This window comes from Pseudomonas sp. MAG002Y (genome assembly GCF_019400845.1).
GTDB lineage: Bacteria > Pseudomonadota > Gammaproteobacteria > Pseudomonadales > Pseudomonadaceae > Chryseomonas > Chryseomonas luteola.
Map to the genome: position 1 here is coordinate 318,006 of NZ_WOEJ01000004.1, position 26,334 is coordinate 344,339.

The following is a 26,334-nucleotide window of genomic DNA, read 5'->3' on the forward strand; positions in this document are numbered from 1 at the left end:
CGTCTATTGATCAAATCGTTTACAACCATTGCTTAATAGTGGCCTCACTTGCTCAATAATGCGCGCAGTATTATCCAAACGCGCCTCATCTACCAAATGATAATTAGTATCGAAAAAGTCATTTTCTGGTCGTAAAAAATCAAATGGCTCGCCAATATAATTTAAACCATGTTGACGAGCTTTGTCGGGTAACGACTCGTAATAATTACGCTCAACAGGATCAGAGTGATAATCCGGACGATCAAGCATAGGAGCAGGCAAAAATACTGCACAACCTCCACGCTGATTAACCTCGCTTGCAAACGTCTGCCAAAGCGCCCAGCTACCGTTGTACGAATTAGCCTGTGCGCCGTAATGCTGAATAGCTGACCTTTGAGCACCAGAGAAAAATGCCTCTGAGCGTTCCGCGCGACGGCTAATTAACTGATCCCCCCAGTCATCAAGGTTGTGCGCACCATAAAGCCCAGCGACAGTAAAACCTTCTGGCACCCCTAGATATCCTTGAGCTACACGCTCTAGCGGCGTAGAGGCGATCAACTGTATTAAACGCCATGCATTCAGTCCATAGGTAACAGGGTGGCTCAGCCAGTAATCCTGATAGACCTGATTGACTTCGTAACGGTCATGGTAGAGGGGATACTCTAAAGGAAGAATAACCCAGTCCCCAGGATGAATCGCCTGGCGAGCATATATGAGTAGATACGGACTCAGGATGCCAGCGTTGACGCCCAGGTTAACAGCAGGACGCCCTAATGCTTGCTCCAACATCTTGGTATTGACCCCGAACATTGCACTTGAGCCGGCAACAACAATTATCTTGGGCTCCGTAATAGATGCAGCTCGAGCAAGCTTTTTAGCATAAGCACCTTCAACCCATAAGTTATTAACAAAAGGATGGCCTAACTGGCCCACCAGTAGAGCAGACCAGGCTCCTACCCAAAGCAGGCCGCCCACGAAAAGGCCCAAACCAAAATGACGCGTACGCCTTGCCATGTCACAGCCTTAAAAATTGAAGTACAAAAAGGCTCGATCAGGTTTTGCTATCAGTGCTTTAAGGACCATCAGCAACAGTACAGAACTAACCAGACCTCTCCATAGCGGAGAGAGCCTCAAGACGAAAGGCAAGCCACGTGGCGCAACCAACGTGCATAGGAGTAAAAATGGCGCAGCAAACCATAGACCTTCTATTATCTGTAAGCGAAGTAGCTCGCCCATTAATAGCCGCGCATCTAAAACAGGCCGCCATTCTCCCCATATTATCAAGCTTTTATAAAAGTCAATGGCATGGCTCAGGTCAGACGCCCTAAAAGGAACCCATGTCAGCATGACAGCAAAAAGCGTAATAACTAGCGCTATAGACGCTGGTAAGCGCCAGGGAGAAAAGCGCCGCCAGAGATGGTTCAAGCATAAAAAGACGCCATGTAGAGCTCCCCATAAGATGAAATTCCACCCAGCACCATGCCAAAGTCCACCTAGCAGCATAGTGATCATAAGATTGAGCATCTGCCTTAGATACCCTTGGCGGCTACCACCTAAAGGTACATACAAATAATCCCGCAAGAATCTTGAAAGCGAAATATGCCAACGCCGCCAGAAATCAATAATGGACAGACTTCGATAAGGTGATCGAAAGTTTACAGGCAATTTGATCCCAAATATCAAGCCCAACCCGATAGCCATATCGGCATATCCGGAAAAATCGAAATAAAGCTGAACTCCGTAACCAAGTGCAGCCAACATTACCTCTAGAACGCCAACTTGGGATTTTGCAAATAGCGCATCCACTCCCGGAGCGATGCTGTCCGCCAGCAGCACTTTTTTAGCCAAACCAATACACAATATGGTGAAGCCTAACTGCCACGCCCAAGGTCGCTTCTTAAAGCCTTGCTCAATTTGGGGAAGAATACTCGAAGGACGACAAATCGGCCCGGCTATAAGGTGTGGGAAAAAGCTTACACATAGGACGAAATCACTAAACGTTCCAGGCTTGTAAAGGCGCTTCCTATGCAGATCGACCTGCCAGGCGATCTGCTGGAATGTATAAAAGGATATCGCTAGCGGTAATACCCACTCTCCAGCCCATTGCACCCCAAAAATCGATGCGAAGAAGCCTAGGTACTTATAATAAGCCAGAACACCCAGATTGAAGATCAACGCAACAATCAGCCAGGCACGTCGTCGACTAGCCCAGACCTGAATCCCGATTACGTAGTTAACCCCCATCGAGGCCCAAAGTAATAGTAAATAACGCCAGTCCCATAAGGCATAAAAAATCCAGGACGCCCCCGTAAGAAACACAACCGGCCACCGCTTCGGCCAACCACGGAGCAAAGCAAACCCGAGCCAGCTCAACGGTAAAAACAGCAGCAAAAACGAGAATGAACTAAAGATCATGGAGGGTTCGCTATCGGCGCAAGCTAGGCAAAGCTGGCTATGGTATGCTCCCGCGCCCATTTGATGAAGAGCGCCTTGGACATGGCGCACTTATATTCCATGCACATATTGCACGTCTTTAAAACGTATTTGCCCGATACTCACGGCGGCATTGAACAAGTGATCCGGCAAATGTGTCGAGCGACCACTCCGCTGGGCGTGGAAAATCAGATTCTGACACTAAGTACACATCCACAGCCTCAGTGCGTGGAGGTAGACGGCACGCCTACATACCGTGTGCAGCAACATTTAGATATTGCCTCAACGGGTATGTCGCTAACAGCCTTCCAGGCTTTTAATAAGCTGGCCCGCCAAGCGGATCTTATTCACTACCACTTCCCATGGCCGTTTATGGACCTTATGCAGGTGCTTTGCAGGCCCGGGCTTCCTTATGTAGTAAGTTACCATTCCGATATCGTTAAACAGAAATACCTGCTCAAGCTTTATCAACCTTTAATGCATCACTTCCTAAAGGGAGCCGAGCGCATTATCGTAGCAACGGAGCCCTACCGAAAAAGCAGCGAGATACTTAAAGCCTTTACCTCCCGAACAGAAGTGATTCCGTACGGGCTGGATGAAAGCAGTTACCCTAAACCAATGCCCCAGCTTCTAAGTCATTGGCGCCAGCGTCTTGGTCCACGCTATTTACTTTTTGTAGGCGTACTCCGTTATTACAAGGGCCTGCACCTCCTGCTTGATGCACTTGCTGGCCTTGATTACCCCATAGCGATTGTAGGTGATGGCCCCGAAGGCACTACACTACAAGAGCAGGCTCTACGCCTTGGCTTGAAAAACTGTCATTTCCTTGGCCGGCAGGACGAAGCCAATTTGTCAGCCCTTTATGCGCAATGTGAGACGTTTGTTTTCCCCTCTCACTTACGGTCAGAGGCGTTTGGCATAGCTTTGCTGGAAGGGGCCATGTATGGAAAGCCCTTACTATGCTGCGATATCGGTTCTGGCATGAACCAGATAAACCTCAATGGTGAAACGGGGCTGTGCGTACCTCCAACGGTCGAAGCCTTGCGCATGTCCCTACAACAACTGTGGAATGACAGTGCTCTCCGGGATCGCTTCGGGATCGCCGCGCGTAAGCATTTCCTCTCTCATTTCCAAAGTTGGCAGATGGGCAAAAAGCTAGAGGAGTGCTATCAAAAAGCCTTGGACTCACACCAGTCAAATCTATAAAAGTGTACCCAATGAATCAGGTAAGGCTTGGTGTAAGGCAAGACACATATATCCTGCCCCTATCCCCATCACCACACCGCCGGTGTTAGCAACCATATCAGCAATGGAGAAATCCCTCCCGGGAATGTACCGCTGTACGATCTCGATTAGAAACCCGGCAATTGAAAGTCCAATTGCGATGAGTAGTAGCCTTGACCAAGATTGGGTAACAAAGGCCATTGGGAATGCCAGAGCGAAATAAGCGCCAAAATGCAGGAGCTTGTCGTTAGGCAACCATGTAGGCAGACGATGAGCAGGCGTAAAACACCCTGCTGCAATACAAGCAGCCAAAACAAGCCAAGCCAGCCCTAAAAATAACAAGCGACCCCCTAAGCGGTCCAAAACCTGAAAAGATACAGGCAAACCAATAACACTTACAGATGGGTGTTATAACCAGATGAGCGCGAAAGCTTGTCGAGCGCCATCAAGTATCATGACTGTCTTTGTCTGTATCACAAGCAATACATCATGATAGAAATTACCAACCGCAGCATCCCCCCATATCAATCCGTTTGTTTCATTCAAACTCTTTGGCCTGACGGTACAGCCAGTCGAGGATCAGGCAGCGTGGTAGGTGCGAATGATGTGCTCACCGCTTTGCATGTTGTTTATGATGACTCGCATGGCGGGTGGGCGACTCAGGTATTGGTAAGCCCAGGGGCAGATATCGACCAATACTCATTTTCTGCACCACTTGGCACTTATTCTGCCACAAGCTGGACAGGCCGTACGGGCAATTGGGACACCAATCATAACGGCCTACTCAGCCCAGATGAGTCTGAGCATGACCTAGCCCTGATCAACCTCAACGTCAATCTGGGCGCCTTAACAGGGATACTAAATGTCTCTAACCAGGCAACAGACTTTCAAGCAACGTTGCTTGGATATCCTGCAGTGGGTACTGGCCTTATGGAGGAGCATGCAAATGCATACTCGACGCTTGGCTATGGTTACTCATTATATGAAGTAGATGCCGGCTTAGGGGCGGGAGCATCGGGCGGACCGTTACTTGATTATAGCAATGGGATACCAACGATCCGCGGAGTACTTTCAGGAGGAGATGAAGCGGACACCATGTCCGTTTACGCTGGCCTTTTTGGTGGTGGAAATTGGGCCTGGTACAATCAGGCAATAAAAGCAAACGATTATTTGCTAGACGGGAACGAGCAAAGACCTGTAGGTCCTGGTGTGAATAGCGGAAGCCAATATGATGATGTATTTATGGAAGGCCGTATTTCACTGAATAGCGATAACTCAGGTAGCTTTTATGGCTACAGTGGCCGTGATGTTTTATATCTAAACGGCAGTTCCACTAGTTATCAGCGCTATATCGATAGCTCCAGCCCAGATATCTTACACTTAGACAGCACAATCGCAGGCGGTCTTAAGTTATCATTGAAAGATATTAATATCCTAGACTTTTCCGATAAACTCCTTTATGTCCTTGATGAAAATCAAGCCCAAGTTGCTAGGCTTTATAACGCTGCTTTTCACAGGACGCCCGATACCGCTGGACTAGAATATTGGTTAAATGATAATGCCCATGGCGTTTCTGCCGCAGGAATAGCAAACTCTTTTACTCAGTCCAGTGAGTTTAAGAGTCTCTTTAATGCAGCTGATAACCGTGACTATGTAACGCAACTTTATGCGAACATCCTTGGCCGCACAGGCGAAACATCCGGCATTGATTACTGGCTAAGTGATTTGGCAAACAATCAGACCAGAGCTGATGTATTATTATCATTCTCTGACTCTGCTGAAAACCAGACCATTACCGAAGGTAACTCAGGGTTCATTCAGCTTGTTGGGCACAGCGAGTGGGTATAGAAAACTTATAGCTTAAATAAGGCGCCTTTCTTCTAGCGATCAGAGGCGCCTATGTAAATCTTAACGTAGCAAGAAAAACATCCCTACCGCAATAAATGCCAAACCGGCAGATTTGGACAGGGTAAGCGGCTCGCCGAACGCGAAATAGCCAACCATATAAATAAGCACAAAAGTACAAGCGGCCATAAAAGGCGCTACAACAGATAGTTCGTTTACTGAGTAAATACGTACTGTTAAGACAAAGCTTAGCCCATATAGGAATACAGCAAATATCAGCATAGGATTTAATATCTGCTGAAAGATTGATGCTGGAACACCTGTTCGCCCTGCTAATTTAATAGACAGTTGAGCACCTACGTTCAAGAGAATTGCCAGAGCAATAAGCCAGAGCTGCCTCATGAGCGCTTCCGCCTTGGGACCTTTTTGATATAAATAGGCCGCCCCTTGATCTCGTGATAGATCTTGCTGACATAATGGCCAATGATGCCCAAGCTGGTCATGATGGAACCGCCCACCAATACCAAAAGCACGTTGACTGTTGTAAACCCTTCCTCAGCAGAACCTGTTATCTTCTGCCAAAGACTGATTACAAGCAGGGCAAACCCTACAGCCAGTGTCAAGCAGCCAAGCCATGTAACAATAGTCAATGGCAAGGCAGAAAAAGCGGTCACGTTATTGAGTGCATAGCGCAGCAGACTGACTTTATTCCAACGGCTTGCTTCACCCGCCCGGGGCTCAACCTCAAAGTGAATGACCGCACCGTCTACGCCTAGCCAGTTCACCAAGCCTCGGAAAAAGCGATAGCGCTCAGGTAATTGCAAATATAGGTCAACGACCTGCCTGTCCAACAATTTGAAATCTGAATGACCTTCAATATCAAAACCAGAAAGCTTGCGGTAAAAGCTATAAAAGCCTTTAGCCAGCCAGGCATCCAACTTTGAAGCATCGTTTCTCTTTTGCTTTACTGCCTCAACGACCTGAGCCCCCTCCTCCCACTCCTGCACCATTTGTGAAATTAACCGAGGCGGATGTTGTAAGTCTGCATCCAGTACGATGACGGCCTCACCTTGAGCATGCTCCAAACCAGCATAAACGGCAGCTTCCTTGCCAAAATTACGTGTAAACGCAACTAGGCGGACTCGGCTATCCCCAATGGCCAGCTGTGCGACTTGCGCGGCGCTATCGTCACGTGAGCCATCGTCTACGACAACCAGCTCCAGATCATGCCCGCATGGCTCAGCAGCCGCCAGAATTTGCTTGAGGTTAGCAATGAGTTGCCGCCCTTCGTTATAGGCTGGAACGACAAGACTTATCAGCACACGTCACTCGCTTTTATGTTCATTGTTGATTATCTACTAGCATGCCATGCGATAGCGCAGAGAATCACCGGTCATATCAATCGCATATGCTTGCTCTGCATCGAGCCGGATGTACCGTTATATCCATCAAGGTACTGTACATACAGTACCTATCGCCTCTTCCTGGCACCATTCCGCATAATGCCCTTGCATGGCGTGCTCAATCCGCTCTTGGGGTACTTTGTTCTGAGTACCATGACCAAAAATGAACAACTCTTTTGATTGGCGAGGCCGATCAAGCACTGAAGCTTTATCCTCACAGGCAGTGACGACACGGGCAATAAAGCCTGTATTTAACGGAACGGCATGAAGGGCAGAGAAATACTGCAGGAATAACGCGTCGGTTCCTGAGCCCCCGCACCCATAGGTAGGCAATAAATAAACCTGCCGGGCATTCGCCACACGGGCGTCCCACTCATTACGATCGTAAGCAAAATAAGGCTGACGACCTGCTGCCTCCGCAAGATATCCCCTGTGATGACGGGTATCGATATATTGCAGCACAACGAGCAGCAATAATATCAAGCGATACCCTGGATGAGCCCGGCATAAAAAGAGCCCCAGCGCGCTTATAAGTAATGCATATCCGACTGGCCAAAAAAAGCGTCCAGAACCTCTAAACACATGTGTCAAAGGCTCCATAAACCCTGGCAGTGGATATTCGGCAACAACGGTGCTACCTAAGTAGATGCGATTGGATAATGAATAGAGCGTCAGCCCAAGCATCAATAGCGCCATTAGCCAATGTTTACGCAGGCTGATCAATAGCTGTTTGGTATGGAACATAATGAGGTAGATCAGCATTAGTAGTAGGCTGACACCTAAATAATTGTGGCCATCAATCTGCATGCCGGTAGCATCAAGCGTTATCCCTTTTGAGGGTAGGAAAACGCTAGGCGCCAACTGCGTACCTAACAAAGGTGACAGCAAATTCATGGAGGATTCTATAAACCCTCCTTCTGGCGGAGGCAGCCCTTTTGCCAGCGAAAGGTAACCCAGGCAATAAAGCACCGCAAACAAGAGAGGCAGCGGGACTAAAAGACCTGCAAAAGTACCGCGCCAAGAAATCATTGAGCCAGAAAGCTGGGCCGCCAGAAGCGCTACAGCGTATAGCGGAAAGAGCATCGCTAGAAGATAGGGATGAATCGTAGCCGCCAGTAAGAGCAAACTGCCACCGGCTAGCAAAAAGCCACGCCCAGACAGCTCGCCTCGCCGCAGCCGTACATAGAATGCCAGCATAAAAATTAATAGAAACTGGGCGTTTAATGCTGCGTGGGGAATGCGGATCATCAGCGAAGGCATCATCACTGCGAACAGCGTGCCGGCAATGGCAGCACTCAATGTATGTGCCTTGAAAGAAGCTGCAGCATAGGCTCCAGCTATACCCTGCATCACATAGCAGCCCAACATCCAGACCCCAAAGAAATGACTGTCTGGAGCAAGCCACTTGTAGATAAATTTGAATGGAATAGCGGCAAGCGGAATGCTATCGGTAAAAGCTGCCGAGACGCCCTGCGGTGCGTTAAGCAGATCGGTATAAAGCAAGGGAAAATGCCAGGCATCCTGTGCAAACGCCCACATTCCAGTGATGTGCTGAGTAGGATCGGTGCGGGTATCGAACCAGAAGCCGGAGCTTCCTGTGAAAAAGCTCAGCGGGAAAACATGGCAGGTATATATCAGGGCAATTAAAAAGGCTAAACCGTAATAACGGTCCCTGGTAAGCGGCTGATCCAGTATCGCCAGCCAGCCTGTCCGTATCTGCATATGCGTTGGGCCCTGCCCGCTTTTTATGGAAAGCGGATTTTATAGAAATCTTGAGCAACCTGCTGCGCCATGAACGAATATCCAAAGCGCAGTCAGGCCGAGCCGACTGGACTTTCTTTAGGCAATGCCCAGTTGCTGCAAGACAGGTAACCGCTTGGCAAGAAATGCTTCGTAACGGGCATTTAGCTCAACCAGATTGTCCTGTTCACTGTCCAACACTTTACCGTCTTTAAGCAGGCGCTGGTTTTGGCCTTTGAAAAGATCCCATACAAATCGCTCAGGCGCCTTATGCTTCTGCTCATGGCAAAGCAAGAACAGGAGATCAGCACGACCCAGGCGATAACCGCTACCAGTGATGGGAGAAGCCAAGTACTGTAAATTCTCGGAAAAGCAGGCGCGCCGCATGACAGCAAGATTGAATGGTCTGGTCCGGCTGGCACGTTCGGTATCGCCAGTCATATCCAGACAAGGCGCTATATGGTTTGCGCCAGCCAGAATCGTTAATGCCTGCTGCAGGGCAGCCCAGCCCAAAGGTGCAATACTAGGGAAGGCAAAAAGCTCCTGAACCGTTCTTGGTCCATTGGCCAGCGCATCGAGAATAGGATCATAAATGGATGCATGGAGAGTGGCCTCTCCTAGCGCCCCCTTTACTTTTTCAGGCACTTCACTGCGTAGCTTGGTCAACACAAAGCGCGCGTTCATCCACTTTTGCAGCAGTTCCGGCGGGGTCAGAGCAAGGCAGCCTTTGGCAAATACATCTTTTCGAAACTGCCGGTTAATAATGTAATCCCGTATGGTCTCGCGAAGCGTAGGATCAGGTTGACCAGCCAATAGCGTCTGTTGCTCGGCCGTCAAGTTCACGGCATCGACGTAATCAAGGACCTCAGCCGAGCCTATAAAGGTCAACTTGGCGCTACGCATATCCTTGGCTACGTCCGAGTGATAAAAAGGGGTCCAGACCTCGTTCATATACTCATGTACGAGGTAATGCGGGTTGTGCGTTTTGAGTTGCTCAAGGCGAGCTTTGACTTGGGGTGCTGCTCGGAAATACGCAGCGTTCGCCTGCTCTAGTTGCTCCATGAAGCCAATTGCAGACTCTACTCGTGCAGTTGAGGCTTCTCCTTTGCCATGAAGGTAGATCAGATGCCGCATTGGCGCAGCCGCAGACCAGCCAGGCAAGGCGTTATAGGAGACATAAGCCAGACCACCAGGCTTTAGCTTTCGCCGGATGAACTCAATGATGCTGTGCCGATGCTCAGCTGCCACCCAGCTATAAATGCCATGCAAAACGATAAAATCAAATTGCGGAAGGCTGGGCTCGTCAGAAAATACATCAAAGCTGGATTCGTAAAAATGGATATTCTTGAGCTCTGCTTCGTCAGCTAGCCGCTGGGCGCCAGCAATATGTGACGGGTTAAAGTCTGTAGCGTAAAACTCAACAGCAGGATTACTCGCCGCAAGAGTGTTGGCTGTAAAACCCTGCCCACAGCCTAGCTCACAGTAGGTTTTCAAGCTGGCCTCATGGCTGGCTTTGCCTGATAGAAGGCTAACTAATGAGAGATGTGCGGGCGATAACTCTGCGTAAAAACCATGGGTGTAATCTACATCGACAACATAACCTGAGTTCCATCCTGACATGCCATCCCCTCTTTACTTAGCAAAACTCCAAGAAATATAGGCAAAAAAAAACGGAGGGCTCTTAGCCCTCCGTTTTTATTACTCAATACCTAATTAGGCGTGAGCAAAGTTGGCATCGGTCAGCTGGCCAGTGAAGCCAGTCAACTCGATTACGCCGTCGCCAGAGCTCAGGCTGCCAGCAGTACCACCGTCAGTGAACACGTAAGTATTACCACCAAACTGGAAGGCGGTAGAAGAACCATTGGCGAAGCCAGCAGCTACGTTCAGTGCTTCTGCCAAAGAGGCAGCGCCAGTAACAGCAGCGTTCTGAGTATTGTTCAGAGCAGTGTAACCGCTGGAGAGAACCAAACGATCCTGAGAGCCGTTGAAGTCAGTAACAGTTACCAGATCTTCAGCAACAGCAGCGTTAGCAGCAGTAATGTGAGCAGCAGTGTCTACAGCAAACGCACCGTCTTTTCCGCCCAGGTTGGCCAAGCTCAGAACATTCAGAACATCAGCGCCGTCACCCAGAGTGATGGTTGTGGTGTGAGCAGCAGTTACATCATTGCCCGCAGTAACAGCGGTCAAGTTAACGATGTCATTGCCTGCACCAGCGTTGATAACCAGAGCTGCGCCACCAGTAGTAGCGTTGATAGTATCGTTACCAGCGCCAGTGTTAACAGTCAGAGCTGCAGTACCAACAGTAGCAGTTACAGTATCGTTACCAGCGCCAGTATCAACAGTCAGGGCAACTGCATCAGTAGCTGTAGTAGCAACAGTCAGTGTATCAGCACCAGCACCAGTGGTTACATTGGCCAGAGAAGCCAGACCGGACAGGTCACCCAGGTTCAGGTTGGCAGTGGAAGCAGCGCCGTCGATGCTGGTTAGAGCGTCAAGGTCAGTTACATCCAGAGTCAAAGTCTTGTCCGCAGCAGTTGCATTGGCAGCAGCACTGCTAGAGGCATTAACGTGAAGAGTAGTAACAACTGAGTCGTCAGTTGTGCTCTCAACGATCTTCAGCGATTCGGCAGCGCTGATAGAGCCCTTAACAGTCAAGTCAGTAGCTGCGTTAGCGGCGTCTAGAGTAGCTGTGTGAGTACCAGCAGCACGATCAAGAGTGATAGTACCAGTAGTCAGAGCCTGGAAGTTTACAGTCACATCAGTTGCAGTATTGCCAGTAATTACTGGAGTAACGGCAGCGTTAGCAGCGGTAGTAGCTAGACTAAAGAACTGTGCGGCCGCTTGGCTAGCTGTAACTGATGCAGAAGTGTTAGCAGTAACGTACTCCTGAAGAGTCTGACCGTTTACTTCTTGAGCGCTGTAAAAATCAGCAACGCCTGCAGCAGTACCTTCAGGACCTTGTTGTGCAGTTACAACCTGGGCGTATTGAACCTTGTTGTCCAGCAACAGACGGTCAGTACCCAGAGCGCCATTAACTAGCGCTAGAGCCAGCTGGTCTGGAGTGACGTCAGTGCTGTTGTTCCAGTAAGCCAGATCAGCGCTGTCAGCATTGCGGCCAAAAAGATTCTGATACAGGTTCTGGATCAATTGTGCGCGAGTCAGGCCACCATATACGTCAGTATATTCAGGCTGCTGTACAAAGCTGGCGCTGATACCTTCAACTGTAGCGTTAGCGTCAGCCGTCCAGTATGTCAGACCCGCTTGCTCAGCAGGACGACCAAAGTAGGCCAGATAAAGTTCTTGTACCTGATTAGCAGTTACAGCCATTTCCTTGCATCTCCTAAATTGTCGAATTCGACTACAAGCATTCCGGAAGGGTTAAGGCCCGTCGGCCTTTGCTTGTCGCCTCACCCCAACTGTTGGGGCGAAGCCCCCATGATGGGTTTCGTTTCGATATCAGCGTTTACTCACGAGTTCGCTCATCCTGATAAACGGTCTTAGCGAGTCGGCTGACATCGGCGGCAATCCTACACAGGATTTAAGAAGCCAAACAAGCATTTCTTCAAACCACTTCACGTAAATACTTGGAACTTTTTTTCAAGCAGCCAAATTTGTAATTGAAATTTGACGCTTGACTCAAGGTATAGCACAAAATTTTGACGGAAAGCTTTCTTTTAAAATTTCCGTCCTTTTTGTCTAAAAATTGTCAGATAAAAACGCCAATAAATGGCTCAATGTCCATTAGAAACTCTTCGCAACGCAACAGCGAGGTAACCCAGCGTTTGTATTTTTTATTCGAAAAAAAGAGCAGACCTACGAACGTCAAAAAAACATCACTTTATTGGTTAAAATTTAAACAGATTTGAGCATATTCAAAGCTGACAACAGGCGAAACGAAGGCGACGAACGGCTGGTAAGCAAGAAGAAAAAAGGGCCAAATTTTTGAAATTCTTCAAATTTCGGCCCTTCGTATAGATATAGGAACAATAGCTATTTAATGCTTAGCTAGCTGCTCCCAATGCAGAGCGGTTAATAATCCTTGGAGGCGTTTGGAAATGCTTGGCCAGGCATTAGCCTTAAGCCAAGCCTGCTGGCGTGGCGCTTCAGGATGCGCAAAATACTCACTCAGCCCTTTAGCCATATCCGCAGGAGCTGTACCCGGTAAGGTGATGACTGCCTCTTCCACATCCTCAAAAATAGTTAGCGGTGTACAAAGTACCGGCTTACCAGCACAGAGTCCCCAACGCACTGCTGCACTGGATGACTCCTGAGTGTGCTGGTAAGGGAAGACAATTACATCAGCCAGGCTGAGCCATGCCAGCGAGTCTGCATCCTCCAGATAGTCAGTGATAAACGTAATACGTGAATCTAACCCAAGTTCAGCAGCACGTGCGCGGCAACGCTCAGCTTCATCTGCTGAAAGCTGTACGGGGTAGATGGCATTGACCAATAACAGATGCAGATCGGGTTGTTGCTTGGCGAGTAATGCAAACGCATCGATTAATTGGTAGATACCTTTATGAGGCAACAGGAAGCCATAGCTGGCTATAACGCGCTTATGCTGTAGCCCGCTGGCAAGCTGTGCCGGGCCTGGCTCAACTTCGGCAAGCGGCATGACACCGTGCGGAAAGAGCATAGCCTTCTCAGCCAGACCGAAGTCCAGCAGTCGGTTCAAATCGCTGACTGCGTGCACAAGCAAGCGAGCACAACTTGCAAGTTCGACCTTTAGATGTCGCAAACTCTTCAGCTCTCCTCCATGGTCCACATCGGCCGTCGAATGGAAGGTTACCAGCGTTTGGATGCCTCGCCGGTGGGCGTGCTGCAACAAGCCGCGAAACGCCTCCATATTAAAGAAGGAAAAATTAAATTGGATAAACAGTTGCTCAATGTTGTGGCGATCAATGGCTTCGATGAGGCGATCCAGCGAGTGAGTAGTGCCAGCTGTCCAGCACCGTTCGATATTGGGGCCGTCTTGAGCAGTAAGTATGGCATCATCATTAGCGAACACTAGGCAATCGCCTAATGCAGGACTGAGTAACTTCTGACTATAGGTAGCTATACCGCAGGCGCTGTTCCAAGTACTTACGCAGGCCAATTTTGCGCAGGGTTTAAGCAAGGGCTGCTGGCGCGCCTCTTTGATCGCGTGCTCACTACGCTCGGCTACCTTAGCCCATGTAAACTCGCTGCGAATGAGATATTCCGCCGCTGCCAAGCGCTCAGCCGTAAACCCCTCCCAACGATTTTCCTGCCGTGCTCGATAAAAGTCTTTCATCAAGGTAGCAAGATGGCTCCCTTGTGGCTCTGCCCAAACGGAGCCTGTTAGCTGCATATGTGTTTGAGCACGGGCGAAGCGGTAGTCAATCAGCCAGCTGTTCTCAGGCGTACAAAAATCACGCTGACCACCATAACCTGTTGTAATGACTGCACAACGATGCAGCATGGCTTCCGCCATAGGCAGGCCAAACCCCTCTCCCCGGCTGGGTGCTACTAGCGCATGCGCCCACTCATAAAGGGCGCGTACTGCACTATCAGGCAGATCTTGATTAATCAGCTCAACACGTGGCGGGTTAGTATGCTGTAAGCGCCAATCTTTTAATTGTGCTTCAATCTGGTGATGAGGATTAGGGAAGGTTTTGAGTACTAGTACTACGTCATCCGCTGCTGAAAAGGCCTGCCCATAAGCTGCCAATAGTACATCTACGCCTTTTCGCGGGAAACAGGATGAAATGTGCAGCAGTCTTAGGGTAGACGAGCCCACCACGGGCAACGTGGACAGCCGCTCCGGTGCTGCAGGGGTACGCTCAATGTGGTCTACCCCGATTCCCACCGTTGCCAATGGAGCATCAACACCATTGTCCTGCAAGACCCGTGTGACGTAATGAGACATCGTTGTGACCAAGCCAAGCTGATGGTTAAAGTCACGGCACGCTTGCTCGGGCAAGCGAGACTCTTCCCAGCCGTAGCAATTCAAAACATTAAGCTCACCGCCCATGTCAGTAACACGAGGGGGATACAGCAAGCGCAACACCGCGTCAGCAGGCTCTTGTGCACGGGCGTACATTTCAGCGCAATCCGGGTTTTCCTTGAGAAAATCTGCCGATACCTCAATCGGTCCTGGCCCTTCGGTTGCCCTTAACGCCACTCTAGCGCCGCGTGCTTTTAATGCACGCGCCAACTCTCGATTGACCAAGGCCAGACTGTAGCTGCTATCAAAAGGGCCTTCGACTCGGTATTGGCTTTGCGGCAGCAAAACCGCTTCGTCAAACTGATGGCCCGGCAAATGCACATTGAAGCCATCAAGATAATGACGCAAACGGTCATACAAGGCTTGATGGGTAAACGTTTTAAGATGCTCATTACCGCGCGCAACCATGGAATGACGCAAGGCAGGGTTTTTCATCAATACCGCAATTGTTGCCGCACAGGTTTTGGCATCCTGGCTTTCCAGTACCAGCCCCGCATTGCCAAGAGTATACGCGACGTTACTTCTTGGGGCGGCGTAAGCAAGCACAGGGACCTGATGGGCCATAGCCTCAATCAACGGCATGCCAAAACCTTCATGGCCACTTAAGCTGACAAACAAGTCGCTTCGCTGGTAGAGCTGATTAAGCGTTTCGTCACTCACCTTACCAGTAAGATTTACGGCATGTTCAAGTCCATACTGAGCGATAAGCCCGTGCAGCTTTTCTTGGTACTCCCTATCTGCTGTGCCGCCTACCAACAAAAGCTCGACAGGGACATCTAACATTTGCATTAAGTGATATAACGTCTCAATCAGCTGCCCTTGAGCCTTATGCGGCATGACACGACCTACAAACAGCAGTGTAAAAGGACGAGGCTCATCTGAGCGAACAGGTGCGCTAACTTGAATACGATCCAGATCGACGAGTAGCGGAATATCGACTGTAGTAGATGGGTTATAGCCCCGCTCTAACAACTCCTGCTTATTTTGCTCGGAGTCGGCAATTGCTCCCAATAGCCAGTTTTTCCAGCTACTTACTTGCTCCCAACCATGCGTTAATAAGGGCTGGATGGGATGATCGGCTGAAAAATGCTCTGCTGGCGTAATATTGTGGAACACCATAAATTTCTGGCTAGGCAGCTCCTTTAGCCAGTCTTCTTGGTTATTGCTAATTCCATGATGAATTAATAACACTTGATTTGAATCAGGAACAAACTCTGACTGAAGTGTTATTTGCCCTTTTAACGCCTCAGGCACCTTAGGGCAGTAAATTTCCGAGCGAACCCCAGCGCCTTGTAGCAATTTACGGATCAACAACATGCCATTGGTGATGCCATCACCCGAAGAGCAGTCAATAGAAAACTGGTGAATGGCTGGAGTATCAGACATGATAAGACCCGGCAGTTTATAGGCTAGAAAACAACAGTTTGGTTGCTAAGGTTTAAAACTCAAAATAACGATTAGGCTGCATACTTGGTCATAAAACCAAGCTCGGCCAGCCAATTTGATAGCTGTGGAAGTAGCCGCTCAGCCGAAAAGCGTTGCAAATTACGCTGGCCTGCGTCGATTACAGCTTTTCGTAACTCATTATCTGTAAGCAAAGCATGGCTGGCGCAGGCAAATGCCAGAGGGCTTTCGTCTTCTAAGATAAGCCCGGCCTCTCCTAAGGTATCGGGAATATTGGAAGTGGCGATTGCAACAGCTGGCAGACCAAAATAGCTAGACTCGATCAAGGGCATGCAGAAGCCCTCATGCTCACTGGCGCACCAGTATTGGTTGGCGTTACGGTACAGCCAACGCAACTCGTTGTCGGCGCATTTTCCTATAAAATGCACTTGCTGCTCGAGGCGTAACGTGTGCACATACTGATGTAGAGCAGCCGTATAGTCGTAAGAAGTAATCCCTCCTGTTATTACAAGATGAGGCTTATTCGGCCCTTCGACTAAATCTGATAAATAACTCAATGCGCTAATCAGCAGGTGTTGCCGTTTGTTTTCTACAAGCCGCCCGGTTGCTAGAAGTAACGGTGCTTCAGGCTTGATATGATCAATAAACGCAGGCTTTTGAAAGCTACCGCTTAGTCGATCTAAATCAACCAGAAGCGGGATGGTCTGGACATTGCTATATCCTAATTCAAGCAATTCCTCGCTATTAAGTCGAGAATCGCCTATTACTGCACAAAATTCATCCTTCCAATCATGCAACTGTTGTCTGCCAAGCAGGGAATACCGATGAAAGAGACTATCCGGTGCAAAATGATGGGCAGGCGTTATGTTGTGATAAATAAGTGCTTTAGGGCAATGCTGATTAAATAGCCAACTTTCTTCTTCATGCCCTAGCGAGTGATGATAAAGCAGCAAGTCACACTGACTTTCTTTAAAGTCGGCGTAAGATCTTACTTGACCATATAACCCGCTTGGAATGTTTTTGGCATAAATTTCTGACTCAAAGCCTAACTGGCGCAACAGCTTATGGGTATAAATCATCCCATTCGTTACACCATCACCTTCTGCCGTAGAGACTGAAAATTGGTGTATACGAGGTACTGTGCTCATGCACTAGCACCTCGTTTCACCGCACAGACGGAATAATCCTGTGGCCCGTAGAATAATGTGTTACATCTACGTGCCACTTCACTGTCCTCTATAAGCGCATATTCAGCTGGAATCGCATTTACTCGATGAATTGATACTTCATCGAACCCTTTGAACTCACAGAAGAATTCTACAAAGGCTGGAGGCAAAGGATGAATATGTGTTGGATCTGTCCAGAAATGCGTTGTACCACTGACAAGGTTTTCAGGATTAGGCGTTTCAAACAAAATCATTCCGCCAGGTGCAAGCTTGCGCATACAGATATCAAGCAATTGGTTTAGCTGCTCAAAACTTATATGCTCGATCACATGAAAGGCCGAAACCGCACCAAGGCTTTCGTCCTGCTGCTGAGCAAGCCAAATCAAAGCGTCAGCATGATGAGCTTGGAGCCCTTGTTCTAGGCATGCTTTGACGTTGGTAGTATTCAGGTCCACACCCAACCGCTTTACAGATTCTGGCAATAATTTCAGCCATTCTCCACGACCACAACCAATATCAATTAGTGGATAGCCTTCTTGTAAAGCAACATTTTTCTCAATAATAGGCAAATAATAACTTAACCGCTGAGCAATATCTTCTTCAGAGCCACGGAAGCGATTTTCAAAGGCCAAATAAAAACTATCTGGGATAGAACTTGCTGGTAGATTAGTTTGCACTTCGTCTTTTGAAAGTTTTTCCCGCTGCTTATCATCCAAATTAGTCGAAACTGACGAGGATGCTGTCTGTTTACTTTCGAGATCCGCAAGACGTGCGCGTAGCTCTTGATTTATACGTAGAGCTTGTTCTAAACGCTGCCCAAGAAGATGAGCTTGCTGCTCAGATTTCTCCGCTCGTTGTTGAAACCTCTGGTCCAGTTGAGTCTGTTCTATTTGTAGATCAGCCAGAGCTTTATGCAGATCGCCTAAGCGATAATCTTGTTTGGTTAGATGTTGCTGCTGCTCGATAAGCCGCTGGTTTTGCTGGCTTAAAACACCAGCATGGTGCAGCGCTGTTCGAGTTATATAATTGAAGCGTGAGTTGTTGACGCGATGGCGGCTTTCGCTTGCGAGCAAGCCCATAACCCATAACGCAACCTTACCAATAACAGGCCATCGACGTAACCGAAGCTTCAACTGCGCCCTACGGAGCCCAGGTGCTGACGCGTTATGCGCTTTTCCTTCCGATGACTGACTTAGTTGAGCCAGAATTTCAAATTTATCTTCGCCTATACGTAGGCGTTCTAGGTAGTGATCAAGTCCAGGCTTATCAATAGGGCGCCCAAGCAGATACAAGTAAGCCGCCTTGAGTAACTCTTCATCCTCAAGGCCAATGACTTCATTCCACGTCAATGGCTTAGGAGCGGGACGAGCAGAAGGATCAAACCGGGGCAGTAATTGGGGCTGAGCTTGCTGATAGTGCTCAAGCGTGGCAGCTATGCGCGCATTAAGCTCTTTGAAATCTATTTGGGAATTATTAGGCCTAAGCATGCTGAATATTTCTAGGGTCCGAAGAAATACCTTGGATATTAATCTTTCGAAGAGTAGGCGCTAAATCGCATACCCCGCCAAACACATTGCCTGTAATACCAGCGACCTCAAAGCGAATCATGTTGTCACGCCAGTGATAACAACGCTGGGTATGGTCAGGACCTTCATGCAAGGCCAACGTCAATGTGTACTTTCCTGGAGCAAGGCGCATTGGAAATTCATAACGTAAAGTAAGTGTCTCTCCAGAATATACTTGTAGGGGTACACCAAGATGATAGCTATTAGTCCCAAATATATCCTGACCAAATCGGTCACGAATCATCATTCCGAGAGTGACATCAGATAGATCTTGCTGACCACTTACAGTTACATCGAGTAAGGCTGTATCGCCACAGGCCATGACGGCACTTTCTGAGGCCTGTCCGATGAGTACAGCATCGACAATTTGTGCTTCACCAGAGCCATACCCTTTTTCTTTAGGTATCTCTGCTAGCGAATCGTCTCCACCGAGCAACTTATTATAAATATTAACCGCTTCTTCAGGGGCATCGTTAGCAACGATCCGGCCTTCACTTAATACAATGCAGCGATCACACAGCATCTTCATCGCATTAAGGTCATGTGAAACGAAAATAATCGAGCCGCCCGCGGCTCTAAACTCCTTGATTCGGCGCATACATTTTTGTTGGAAATGTCCATCCCCTACAGAAAGCGCTTCATCAATCAAGAAAATATCTGGTTCTGCATGTATGGCAATCGCAAAGGCAAGACGCATAGCCATACCTGAGGAATACGTCCGCAGAGGCTCGTCAATGAATCGTCCTAATTCGGAAAATTCAATGATAGCCTGACGCCGCTCTTCAATTTCACTACGGCTCATTCCAAGCAATAAGCCGTTACCTAAAATGTTCTGGGCACCTGTAAGGTTGGCATCAAACCCTGTACCTAATTCCAAGAGTCCTGTTACGCGGCCGCTCACTTCAATATTCCCGCCATCTGGTACGAGAACACCATTAAGTATTTTAAGTAACGTAGACTTTCCTGCACCATTACGGCCGAGAATCCCTACTGTTTCGCCATCTGCAACTTCAAAAGACACATCGCTCAATGCAGCATGGCGGCTATGATAACTACGGCGAAACAGGATTTCCTTAAGCCTATGAGAAGGCCGGCTGTAAAGCTTGAACTCTTTACGAACATGATTAACGCGAAGCATGCAGCACCTCTAGAGGAAGTCGCGAATATCGCGCTCTAACTTACGACCTACGAAGATGCTGAAACCTAGCAAAACAAAGCCGATAATAAACAGAACGCATAAGGCCTGGATATCAGGTGAAACACCTTGAATAAGCACTGCTCGATATGCTTCAACAATATGATAGAAAGGATTAAATACAAATAGCGTATGCCAGCGCTCCGGCAGTATGTTGAGAACATAAACAATAGGTGTCAGCCAGAACCAAAGCTGCATAACAACACCAACTATTTGCCCAACATCACGTAAAAAAACGCTCAAAACTGCAAAAGCTAAACCAGCAGCATAAGCCAAAAGTTGTTGACATATAAAAATAATCGGCCAATAAAGAACAGATTTTGGAAAATGAAAGCCAATTATAATCAAGAATGCGACAAAAAACGCCATCGATATGGCATATAGAATAGTTTCACTAAGTAAAATATATAAAGGTAGAGACCACAGTGAAATCTTCACTTTCCCTATTAAATGGGCTTTTTCATGAAATACCTGAGTAATACGTGTTAGCGTACTAGAAAAACAGTTCCAAGCCAAAACACCTGTGACCAAATAAATGCTGTAACTATATTGGCCTAGCTGCTGCATTCCCAGAGTGTCTAGTCGCATTCCCATAATATTAGAGAATACAAGAGTAAAGATCAGAATATTGACTAGCGGAAGAATAAAAGTCCAAGCTGCGCCAAGTACTGAGGCGGAATGCCGGTCAATTAAATCTTGCCGAGTAAAGTTGAAAATTAAAGATAGATTCATTGAGAACTGCCGGAACGGTCTTTTTTGACTCGCAGCCGCCAGTCTTCAAGTACACTGGCAGCCAGCTCGTAATGGTCACAGCTAGGCTTCCAACCTATAAGCCTTTCTAATAAGGATGGGTCCCCGCTTGCGCAAGGAATCTCACTTGGGCGTAAGCGTGCAGGATCTACTTCGACCTCGATTTTGCACTGCGCCGCTGTAACGAGGTGATTTAAAAGCTCTTTGATTGGAATAGGTTTTCCAGAGGCGATATTTACAGCAGTACCAGAAGGTACTTTACCAGCGTGGCGCAAAAGCTCGACATAAGCGTGCACAACTTCGGTTACTGGTAAGAAATCCCGCTTGGCATTTAAATCACCCACTTTAATAACAGGTGGCTGCAGACCAATCTCTATGTTTGCTATTTGACTAGCAAAATCAGTTAAAACGTATCCTTTACTCTGTCCTGCCCCGCTATGGTTAAAAGGACGAGCTCGAATCACATGAAGCTTTGATGTCGCTGCAAACTGAGCAGCAGCCAAATCAGCAGCAGCCTTGCTTGCCGAATATGGATTCAAAGGATGAAGCGCTATCAACTCATTAACATGTGCAGAGTGTTTAAAGCTAGCTCCATACATATCGCCGGACCCCACCTGAAGAAATACAGGCGGCAGCTTCTGCGCAGCAGCTGCTTGAAGTAGATTAAGTGTTCCCTGCAGATTAACTTCCCAACATGCGTCTGGGTGAGCAAAGCTTCCCGCTACACTGGCATATGCTGCCAAATTAATTAACGCTGTAGGGCGTACTAGGCCCAAGAGGAACCGGGTGGCGTCAGTATCTGTGATATCGAGAACATGCCACTTGGCATCTGTCATATCTTCATGTACGTGACGTGAAGTTGCATGGAGCCGAGCTTTAGGAAAAGCTTGGCTCAATGCTCTAAGAAGGTAACGGCCAACGAAACCGCTGGCACCCGTCACCATGATAGCTTCATAAGCCATCTCAGGCATTCTTACGAAGACGGGCCAAATCTGCCTCTACCATCTCGGTAATCATTTCTTCCAAAGTAGTAGTCGCTTGCCAGCCCAGCTTAGCTTTTGCCTTAGACGGATCACCGAGCAGTACGTCTACCTCAGCCGGACGGAAGAAGCGCGGATCAATAATCAAGTGCTTATCCATTTCAAGTTCTACTGCCTCGAAAGCGATACGGCACATGTCTCGCACAGTTGTTGTGCGGCCAGTTGCAATAACATAATCGTCGGCCTCGTCCTGCTGCAACATCAGCCACATTGCCTGAACATAATCTCGGGCATGTCCCCAATCGCGTTTAGCATCAATATTGCCTAAACGAAGCTCGTTATCTAGTCCCATCTTGATGCGTGCGACACCATCAGTCACTTTACGAGTGACAAACTCTAAACCACGTAGGGGGGACTCATGGTTAAACAGAATGCCGCTACAACTAAAAAGCTTGAAGCTTTCGCGATAGTTTACTGACATCCAGTGTGCATAAAGTTTTGCAGCCGCATAGGGAGACCGCGGGTAGAAAGGAGTAGTTTCCCGCTGCTCAGGCTCTTGGATAAGCCCAAACATTTCAGAAGTAGAAGCTTGATAGCATCTTGCGTCTGGCTTAATTAACCGAGCTGCTTCTAATACGTTCACCGCACCGATGCCGCTGACCTGACCTGTCAACAATGGCTGACTCCAAGAGGTCTGTACAAACGACTGAGCACCAAGGTTGTATACTTCGTCCGGCTGGTACTGTTGAAAGATGCGGATCAGGCTAGACAAATCTGTCAGGTCACCATCGACCAATTCAACATCATTAGCTATACCAAGCCATTCAAGACGGGTCAGATTAACCTCTGAAGTACTCCGGCGTGGATTAAGCCCGATTACCTTATAGTTTTTATTGAGCAGTAACTGCGCTAAATAAGCGCCGTCTTGACCAGTAATGCCCGTAATCAGTGCTATTTTTTGAGCCATCTCGATACAGATTCCAAAGTTGACGGAGGAGATGAGACATTCTCATCTCCAAAAATAATTCGGCAAGAATAACATGAGGTCTTTACCCGCCCCAGTCTCCTTCGTTTTATTCGGTGCTCATGGTTGCACATCTTGCTTGAAAGATCATTGCCCGCATGACGTATTGTCTTGCTTTAGCAAGACAATACGTCACTTGCAAGGTTGTTTATAATCACTATCTATATATGAATAGCTCACCTGTGCCTCTAAACCGCCCTCGTTGGCGTACCCTGGCTGTATTGGCCCTTCTTCTTGCGCCCTTGCTTTGGCCCTTGCATTACGCGGCTCACAGATACTACAGCCAGCAATTGGCTGAGCAGAACCGACAAACGCTGGATCTCTACGTAGCGAACCTATTGGGTACGCTTCGGCGCTATGAAGTCTTACCGGATCTGCTGGGCGATATGCCCGCGCTTCGCGCCTCGCTGCATGATCCGGTCGATGCAGATACGCAAAGATCAGCTAATCAGTTGCTGGAGCGGATTCGGCAGCGTACCGGGGCAGACGTGATTTACCTGATGCGAGCCGACGGATACTGCCAAGCCACATCGAACTGGAATGAGCCGGACAGCTTTGTTGGGCGTGATTTTTCTTTCCGTCCGTATTATCAGGAAGCAATGCAGAACAAATCCGGTCGTTTCTTTGGACTTGGAACCACATCCGGTAAACGAGGCTACTATTTCGCAGCGCCCGTACATGATGGTGGAAACGTCATCGGAGTCGTGGTCGTCAAAGTAGACCTGGATGGCCCTGAAAAGCTCTGGGGACGAACGCCTGAACAACTCCTGGTCACTGACAGCTTTGGTGTAGTGATCCTGACCTCCCGCAATGAGTGGCGCTTTCGAGCCAGCCGCCCGTTGAATGATGAACAACGTGACGTTATCGCACGCAATCTGCCTTACCCCAGGGGCTCACTCGAACCCTTGGAAATTAGTGATAACCAGTGGCTAATCCAACAGCGCTTTCTAGATGAAATTGGCTGGACAGCACGAATCCTGGCTCCCCGTGATTTGCTTGAACGTCAGGTACGTAGCGTTCTATACATCGGAGGGGCGACACTATTAGCCCTGCTGCTTCTGTTGGCCGTCATGACCTTAAGGCGTCGGCACTATCTCGAGCGAATCGCATTGGATGCCCGCGCTAAGCGCGATCTGGAGTTGAGCGTACAGGAGCGTACTCAGGACTTGCAGACGCTAAACCAACGCCTGCAACAGGAGGTACATGATCGCGAGCAGGCCCAGCGTGAACTTATGCGAGCACAGGACGAGGTCGTACAAGCGGGAAAGCTGTCTGCTCTGGGCACCATGTCAGCCAGCATCAGCCATGAGCTGAACCAGCCGCTGGCGGCCATTCGCAGCTATGCCGAAAACGCAGCGGTCTTGTTGGATCATAGTCGAGTGGATGACGCCCGTGGCAATCTGAAGCTGATTGGTGAATTGACGACGCGCATGGCCAATATCATCTCTCACCTCAAGGCGTATGCTCGTGGTGCACGAAGAGCACCAGAAAGCGTTGCGCTACAAGCAGCGCTGGAAGACTCGTTAGCATTACTGGCAGCCCGTCGGCGGGCCATGAACGTCGAGCTGATTAGGGATTTGCCTGACGCTCCATTATGGGTGCAAGCAGGTGAAACACGGCTGCGCCAGATTATCAACAACCTGCTCACTAATGCTCTGGATGCGTTGATAGAAAAAGGGCCGCCTCGTCGACTTTGGTTGATTGCCAGTCAGGATGAGAAAGGCGTGACACTGATTATCCGCGACAATGGCCCAGGCTTTTCTGCTGAAGCACTGGCTAGAGCACATGAGCCGTTTTTCACAACAAAGGCGACTACCCAGGGGCTTGGGCTGGGTCTTGCGATCTGCGATACATTACTTCGCGCATTAGGCGGACGCCTGCACCTGTCCAATCATATGGAAGGCGGTGCCGAGGTTCGCCTGTTCTTATTACACGGCAAGCCTGGCGTAGCATCAGTACCGCAAGAGGAAATGCGTGGTTGATCGCTCGGATCGCTCGGCTTATGCAAAACTTATGACGACAACAATACTTCATTCATGCTTAATGATGATCAGGTTTTAAATTACTCATGACGTCTCCTCTGCCTTTCGATACCAATAGCCAAGTGCTTTTGATCGACGACGACCCTCACCTTCGTCAGGCCTTAAGTCAGACACTAGACCTGGCAGGGCTTAACGTTATAGCGCTTGCAGATGCGCGTACGCTGGACGTGCAACTTGTACGTGAATGGCCAGGCGTTGTAGTCAGTGATATCCGCATGCCTGGTATCGACGGTATTGAGCTCCTAGAGCAATTGCATAACCAGGACGCTGATCTGCCTGTCGTATTGATTACGGGGCACGGCGATGTTCCATTGGCTGTTCAGGCCATGCGGGCAGGCGCCTATGATTTTCTAGAGAAGCCTTTTGCGAACGATGCTCTGCTTGATAGCGTGCGTCGTGCACTGGAAGTTCGCCGCCTTGTCCTTGAGAACCGCAGCCTTAGGCTGGCACTGGCTGAACGCAAGGAATTGCAGACCCGGCTGATTGGCCAAGCACCTAGCATGAGCCGCTTACGTGACCAAATCGGCGCGCTGGCATCTACTCATGCTGATGTACTCATTCTAGGAGAGACAGGAGCAGGCAAAGAGGTTGTTGCCCGGGCATTGCATGATCTTTCTACACGAAAAGGCGGGCCCTTTGTCGCTATTAATGCTGGTGCACTGGCCGAGTCGGTGGTCGAGAGCGAGCTTTTCGGCCATGAGCAAGGCGCATTTACAGGCGCCCAAAAACGACGCATCGGGAAGTTCGAGTACGCTAACGGCGGAACTGTCTTTCTAGATGAAATTGAAAGCATGAGCCTGGATGTTCAGGTCAAGCTATTGCGGTTGCTTCAAGAACGTGTTGTAGAAAGAGTTGGTTCTAATCAGCAGATACCGTTAGATATTCGAGTAATCGCTGCAACCAAAGAAGACCTGAGACAAGCGGCAGACCAAGGCCGCTTTCGAGCCGACCTTTATTACCGCTTAAACGTTGCCAGTCTGAAGATCCCGCCACTTCGTGAGCGAAGCGAAGATATCCTGACACTCTTCCGTCACTTCACCGACGCAGCCGCAGCGCGGCATCATTTACCCTTACGGGAGCTGGATGGCTCACAGCGTGCTGCTCTCATGGGGCACCGCTGGCCTGGAAACGTCCGGGAACTACAAAATGCAGCAGAACGGTTTGCATTGGGACTAGAGCTCGCTTTGGACAACCATGATGCTCATAGCTCTGCAGCTCCGTCCGCTCATGTTATGGAAATGTCAGGCTTGACCGGCAACCTGAGCGAGCAGGTGGAGTCATTCGAGCGGGCGCTACTTGTGCAGGAGTTAAACCAATCACATGGCTCATTGCGCAGCATGGCGGAAGCGCTGGGGCTGCCACGCAAAACGCTTTCAGACAAGTTGAAAAAGCATGGCCTACATTTCAACGGTGGAGCAAGCGAAGATATTGAGCAGGGTTCTTAGCCTATAGGCTTCAGGACTTTTTAAGTATCTAAGGGCAGGCATTGGTACAACCTGCCTCTTTTAAGGTCGGGAACAGCCCATCGTCTTTACTTCTGCCGCAAAAGCAAAACCCCCGGGCGGTTAGGCCTGGGGGTTCTGGGTATAGGTGCTTGACGATGACCTACTCTCACATGG

The 26,334-nt window shown here is 48.8% G+C and carries 19 protein-coding genes; 4 read left to right on the top strand and 15 right to left on the bottom strand.

The genetic code is table 11. The annotated features are described in order from the left end of the window. Positions 1–3: 3 nt before the first annotated feature. Positions 4–993, bottom strand: a complete 990-nt coding sequence (locus tag GM154_RS08360) for a hypothetical protein (RefSeq protein ID WP_219651804.1) — start codon at positions 991–993, stop codon at positions 4–6. A 9-nt stretch (positions 994–1,002) separates the two neighbouring features. Beyond that, the gene (locus tag GM154_RS08365; protein WP_308460603.1) at positions 1,003–2,484 is read right to left on the bottom strand and encodes an MBOAT family O-acyltransferase; all 1,482 of its coding nucleotides are present in this window, start codon (positions 2,482–2,484) and stop codon (positions 1,003–1,005) included. 9 nt (positions 2,485–2,493) lie between these two features. On the opposite strand from GM154_RS08365, the gene GM154_RS08370 reads away from it, so the two are divergent. Next, positions 2,494–3,618 carry a glycosyltransferase gene (locus GM154_RS08370; RefSeq protein ID WP_219651807.1) on the top strand — a complete coding sequence of 375 codons (1,125 nt, stop codon included), beginning with the start codon at positions 2,494–2,496 and terminating at the stop codon, positions 3,616–3,618. On the opposite strand, the gene GM154_RS08375 is transcribed toward GM154_RS08370, so the two are convergent. Then, a complete protein-coding gene (locus GM154_RS08375; protein ID WP_219651809.1) occupies positions 3,613–3,978 on the bottom strand; it encodes a VanZ family protein in 366 nt (121 codons plus the stop codon). The two genes, GM154_RS08370 and GM154_RS08375, sit on opposite strands and share 6 nt — an antisense overlap. A gap of 147 nt (positions 3,979–4,125) precedes the next feature. On the opposite strand from GM154_RS08375, the gene GM154_RS08380 reads away from it, so the two are divergent. Further along, positions 4,126–5,484, top strand: coding sequence for a DUF4214 domain-containing protein (locus GM154_RS08380; RefSeq protein ID WP_258019761.1), 1,359 nt, complete (start codon positions 4,126–4,128; stop codon positions 5,482–5,484). A 60-nt stretch (positions 5,485–5,544) separates the two neighbouring features. Here the strand turns inward: GM154_RS08380 and GM154_RS08385 are convergent, their stop codons facing one another. The 12 genes from GM154_RS08385 to gmd form a co-directional block, all read right to left on the bottom strand. Next, positions 5,545–5,883 (bottom strand): hypothetical protein, encoded by a 339-nt coding sequence (locus GM154_RS08385; RefSeq protein ID WP_219651812.1) that lies wholly within the window; start codon positions 5,881–5,883, stop codon positions 5,545–5,547. Beyond that, entirely contained in the window at positions 5,880–6,803 is a 924-nt protein-coding gene (locus GM154_RS08390; protein WP_219651813.1) for a glycosyltransferase family 2 protein, read from the bottom strand. Before GM154_RS08390 ends, GM154_RS08385 begins: the two co-directional genes overlap by 4 nt. Before the next feature lie 126 nt (positions 6,804–6,929). After that, on the bottom strand, positions 6,930–8,606 hold the full coding sequence (locus GM154_RS08395) for a DUF6311 domain-containing protein (protein ID WP_219651815.1): 1,677 nt from the start codon (positions 8,604–8,606) through the stop codon (positions 6,930–6,932). A 117-nt stretch (positions 8,607–8,723) separates the two neighbouring features. Beyond that, a complete protein-coding gene (locus GM154_RS08400) occupies positions 8,724–10,244 on the bottom strand; it encodes a class I SAM-dependent methyltransferase (protein WP_219651817.1) in 1,521 nt (506 codons plus the stop codon). 93 nt (positions 10,245–10,337) lie between these two features. Next, positions 10,338–11,951, bottom strand: a complete 1,614-nt coding sequence (locus GM154_RS08405) for a DUF4214 domain-containing protein (RefSeq protein WP_219651819.1) — start codon at positions 11,949–11,951, stop codon at positions 10,338–10,340. A gap of 667 nt (positions 11,952–12,618) precedes the next feature. Continuing rightward, positions 12,619–15,975, bottom strand: coding sequence for a glycosyltransferase (locus tag GM154_RS08410; RefSeq protein ID WP_219651821.1), 3,357 nt, complete (start codon positions 15,973–15,975; stop codon positions 12,619–12,621). A 71-nt stretch (positions 15,976–16,046) separates the two neighbouring features. Next, positions 16,047–17,141, bottom strand: a complete 1,095-nt coding sequence (locus GM154_RS08415) for a glycosyltransferase (RefSeq protein WP_219651823.1) — start codon at positions 17,139–17,141, stop codon at positions 16,047–16,049. Next, on the bottom strand, positions 17,138–18,646 hold the full coding sequence (locus tag GM154_RS08420) for a class I SAM-dependent methyltransferase (RefSeq protein ID WP_219651825.1): 1,509 nt from the start codon (positions 18,644–18,646) through the stop codon (positions 17,138–17,140). Before GM154_RS08420 ends, GM154_RS08415 begins: the two co-directional genes overlap by 4 nt. After that, positions 18,639–19,862: an ABC transporter ATP-binding protein gene (locus GM154_RS08425; RefSeq protein WP_219651826.1), complete on the bottom strand. Its 1,224-nt coding sequence runs from the start codon at positions 19,860–19,862 to the stop codon at positions 18,639–18,641. Before GM154_RS08425 ends, GM154_RS08420 begins: the two co-directional genes overlap by 8 nt. A 9-nt stretch (positions 19,863–19,871) precedes the next feature. Next, the gene (locus GM154_RS08430; RefSeq protein WP_219651828.1) at positions 19,872–20,651 is read right to left on the bottom strand and encodes an ABC transporter permease; all 780 of its coding nucleotides are present in this window, start codon (positions 20,649–20,651) and stop codon (positions 19,872–19,874) included. Beyond that, positions 20,648–21,631, bottom strand: a complete 984-nt coding sequence (locus tag GM154_RS08435; protein ID WP_219651830.1) for a GDP-mannose 4,6-dehydratase — start codon at positions 21,629–21,631, stop codon at positions 20,648–20,650. The genes GM154_RS08430 and GM154_RS08435 overlap by 4 nt, the downstream gene beginning before the upstream one ends. A 1-nt stretch (position 21,632) precedes the next feature. Continuing rightward, positions 21,633–22,616 carry a GDP-mannose 4,6-dehydratase gene (gene gmd / locus GM154_RS08440; protein ID WP_219651831.1) on the bottom strand — a complete coding sequence of 328 codons (984 nt, stop codon included), beginning with the start codon at positions 22,614–22,616 and terminating at the stop codon, positions 21,633–21,635. A gap of 224 nt (positions 22,617–22,840) precedes the next feature. Here gmd and GM154_RS08445 point away from each other — a divergent pair, with 224 nt between their 5' ends. Continuing rightward, a complete protein-coding gene (locus tag GM154_RS08445; protein ID WP_219651833.1) occupies positions 22,841–24,655 on the top strand; it encodes an ATP-binding protein in 1,815 nt (604 codons plus the stop codon). An 86-nt stretch (positions 24,656–24,741) separates the two neighbouring features. Beyond that, the gene (locus GM154_RS08450) at positions 24,742–26,160 is read left to right on the top strand and encodes a sigma-54 dependent transcriptional regulator (RefSeq protein WP_219651835.1); all 1,419 of its coding nucleotides are present in this window, start codon (positions 24,742–24,744) and stop codon (positions 26,158–26,160) included. The last annotated feature ends 174 nt before the right edge of the window (positions 26,161–26,334 follow it).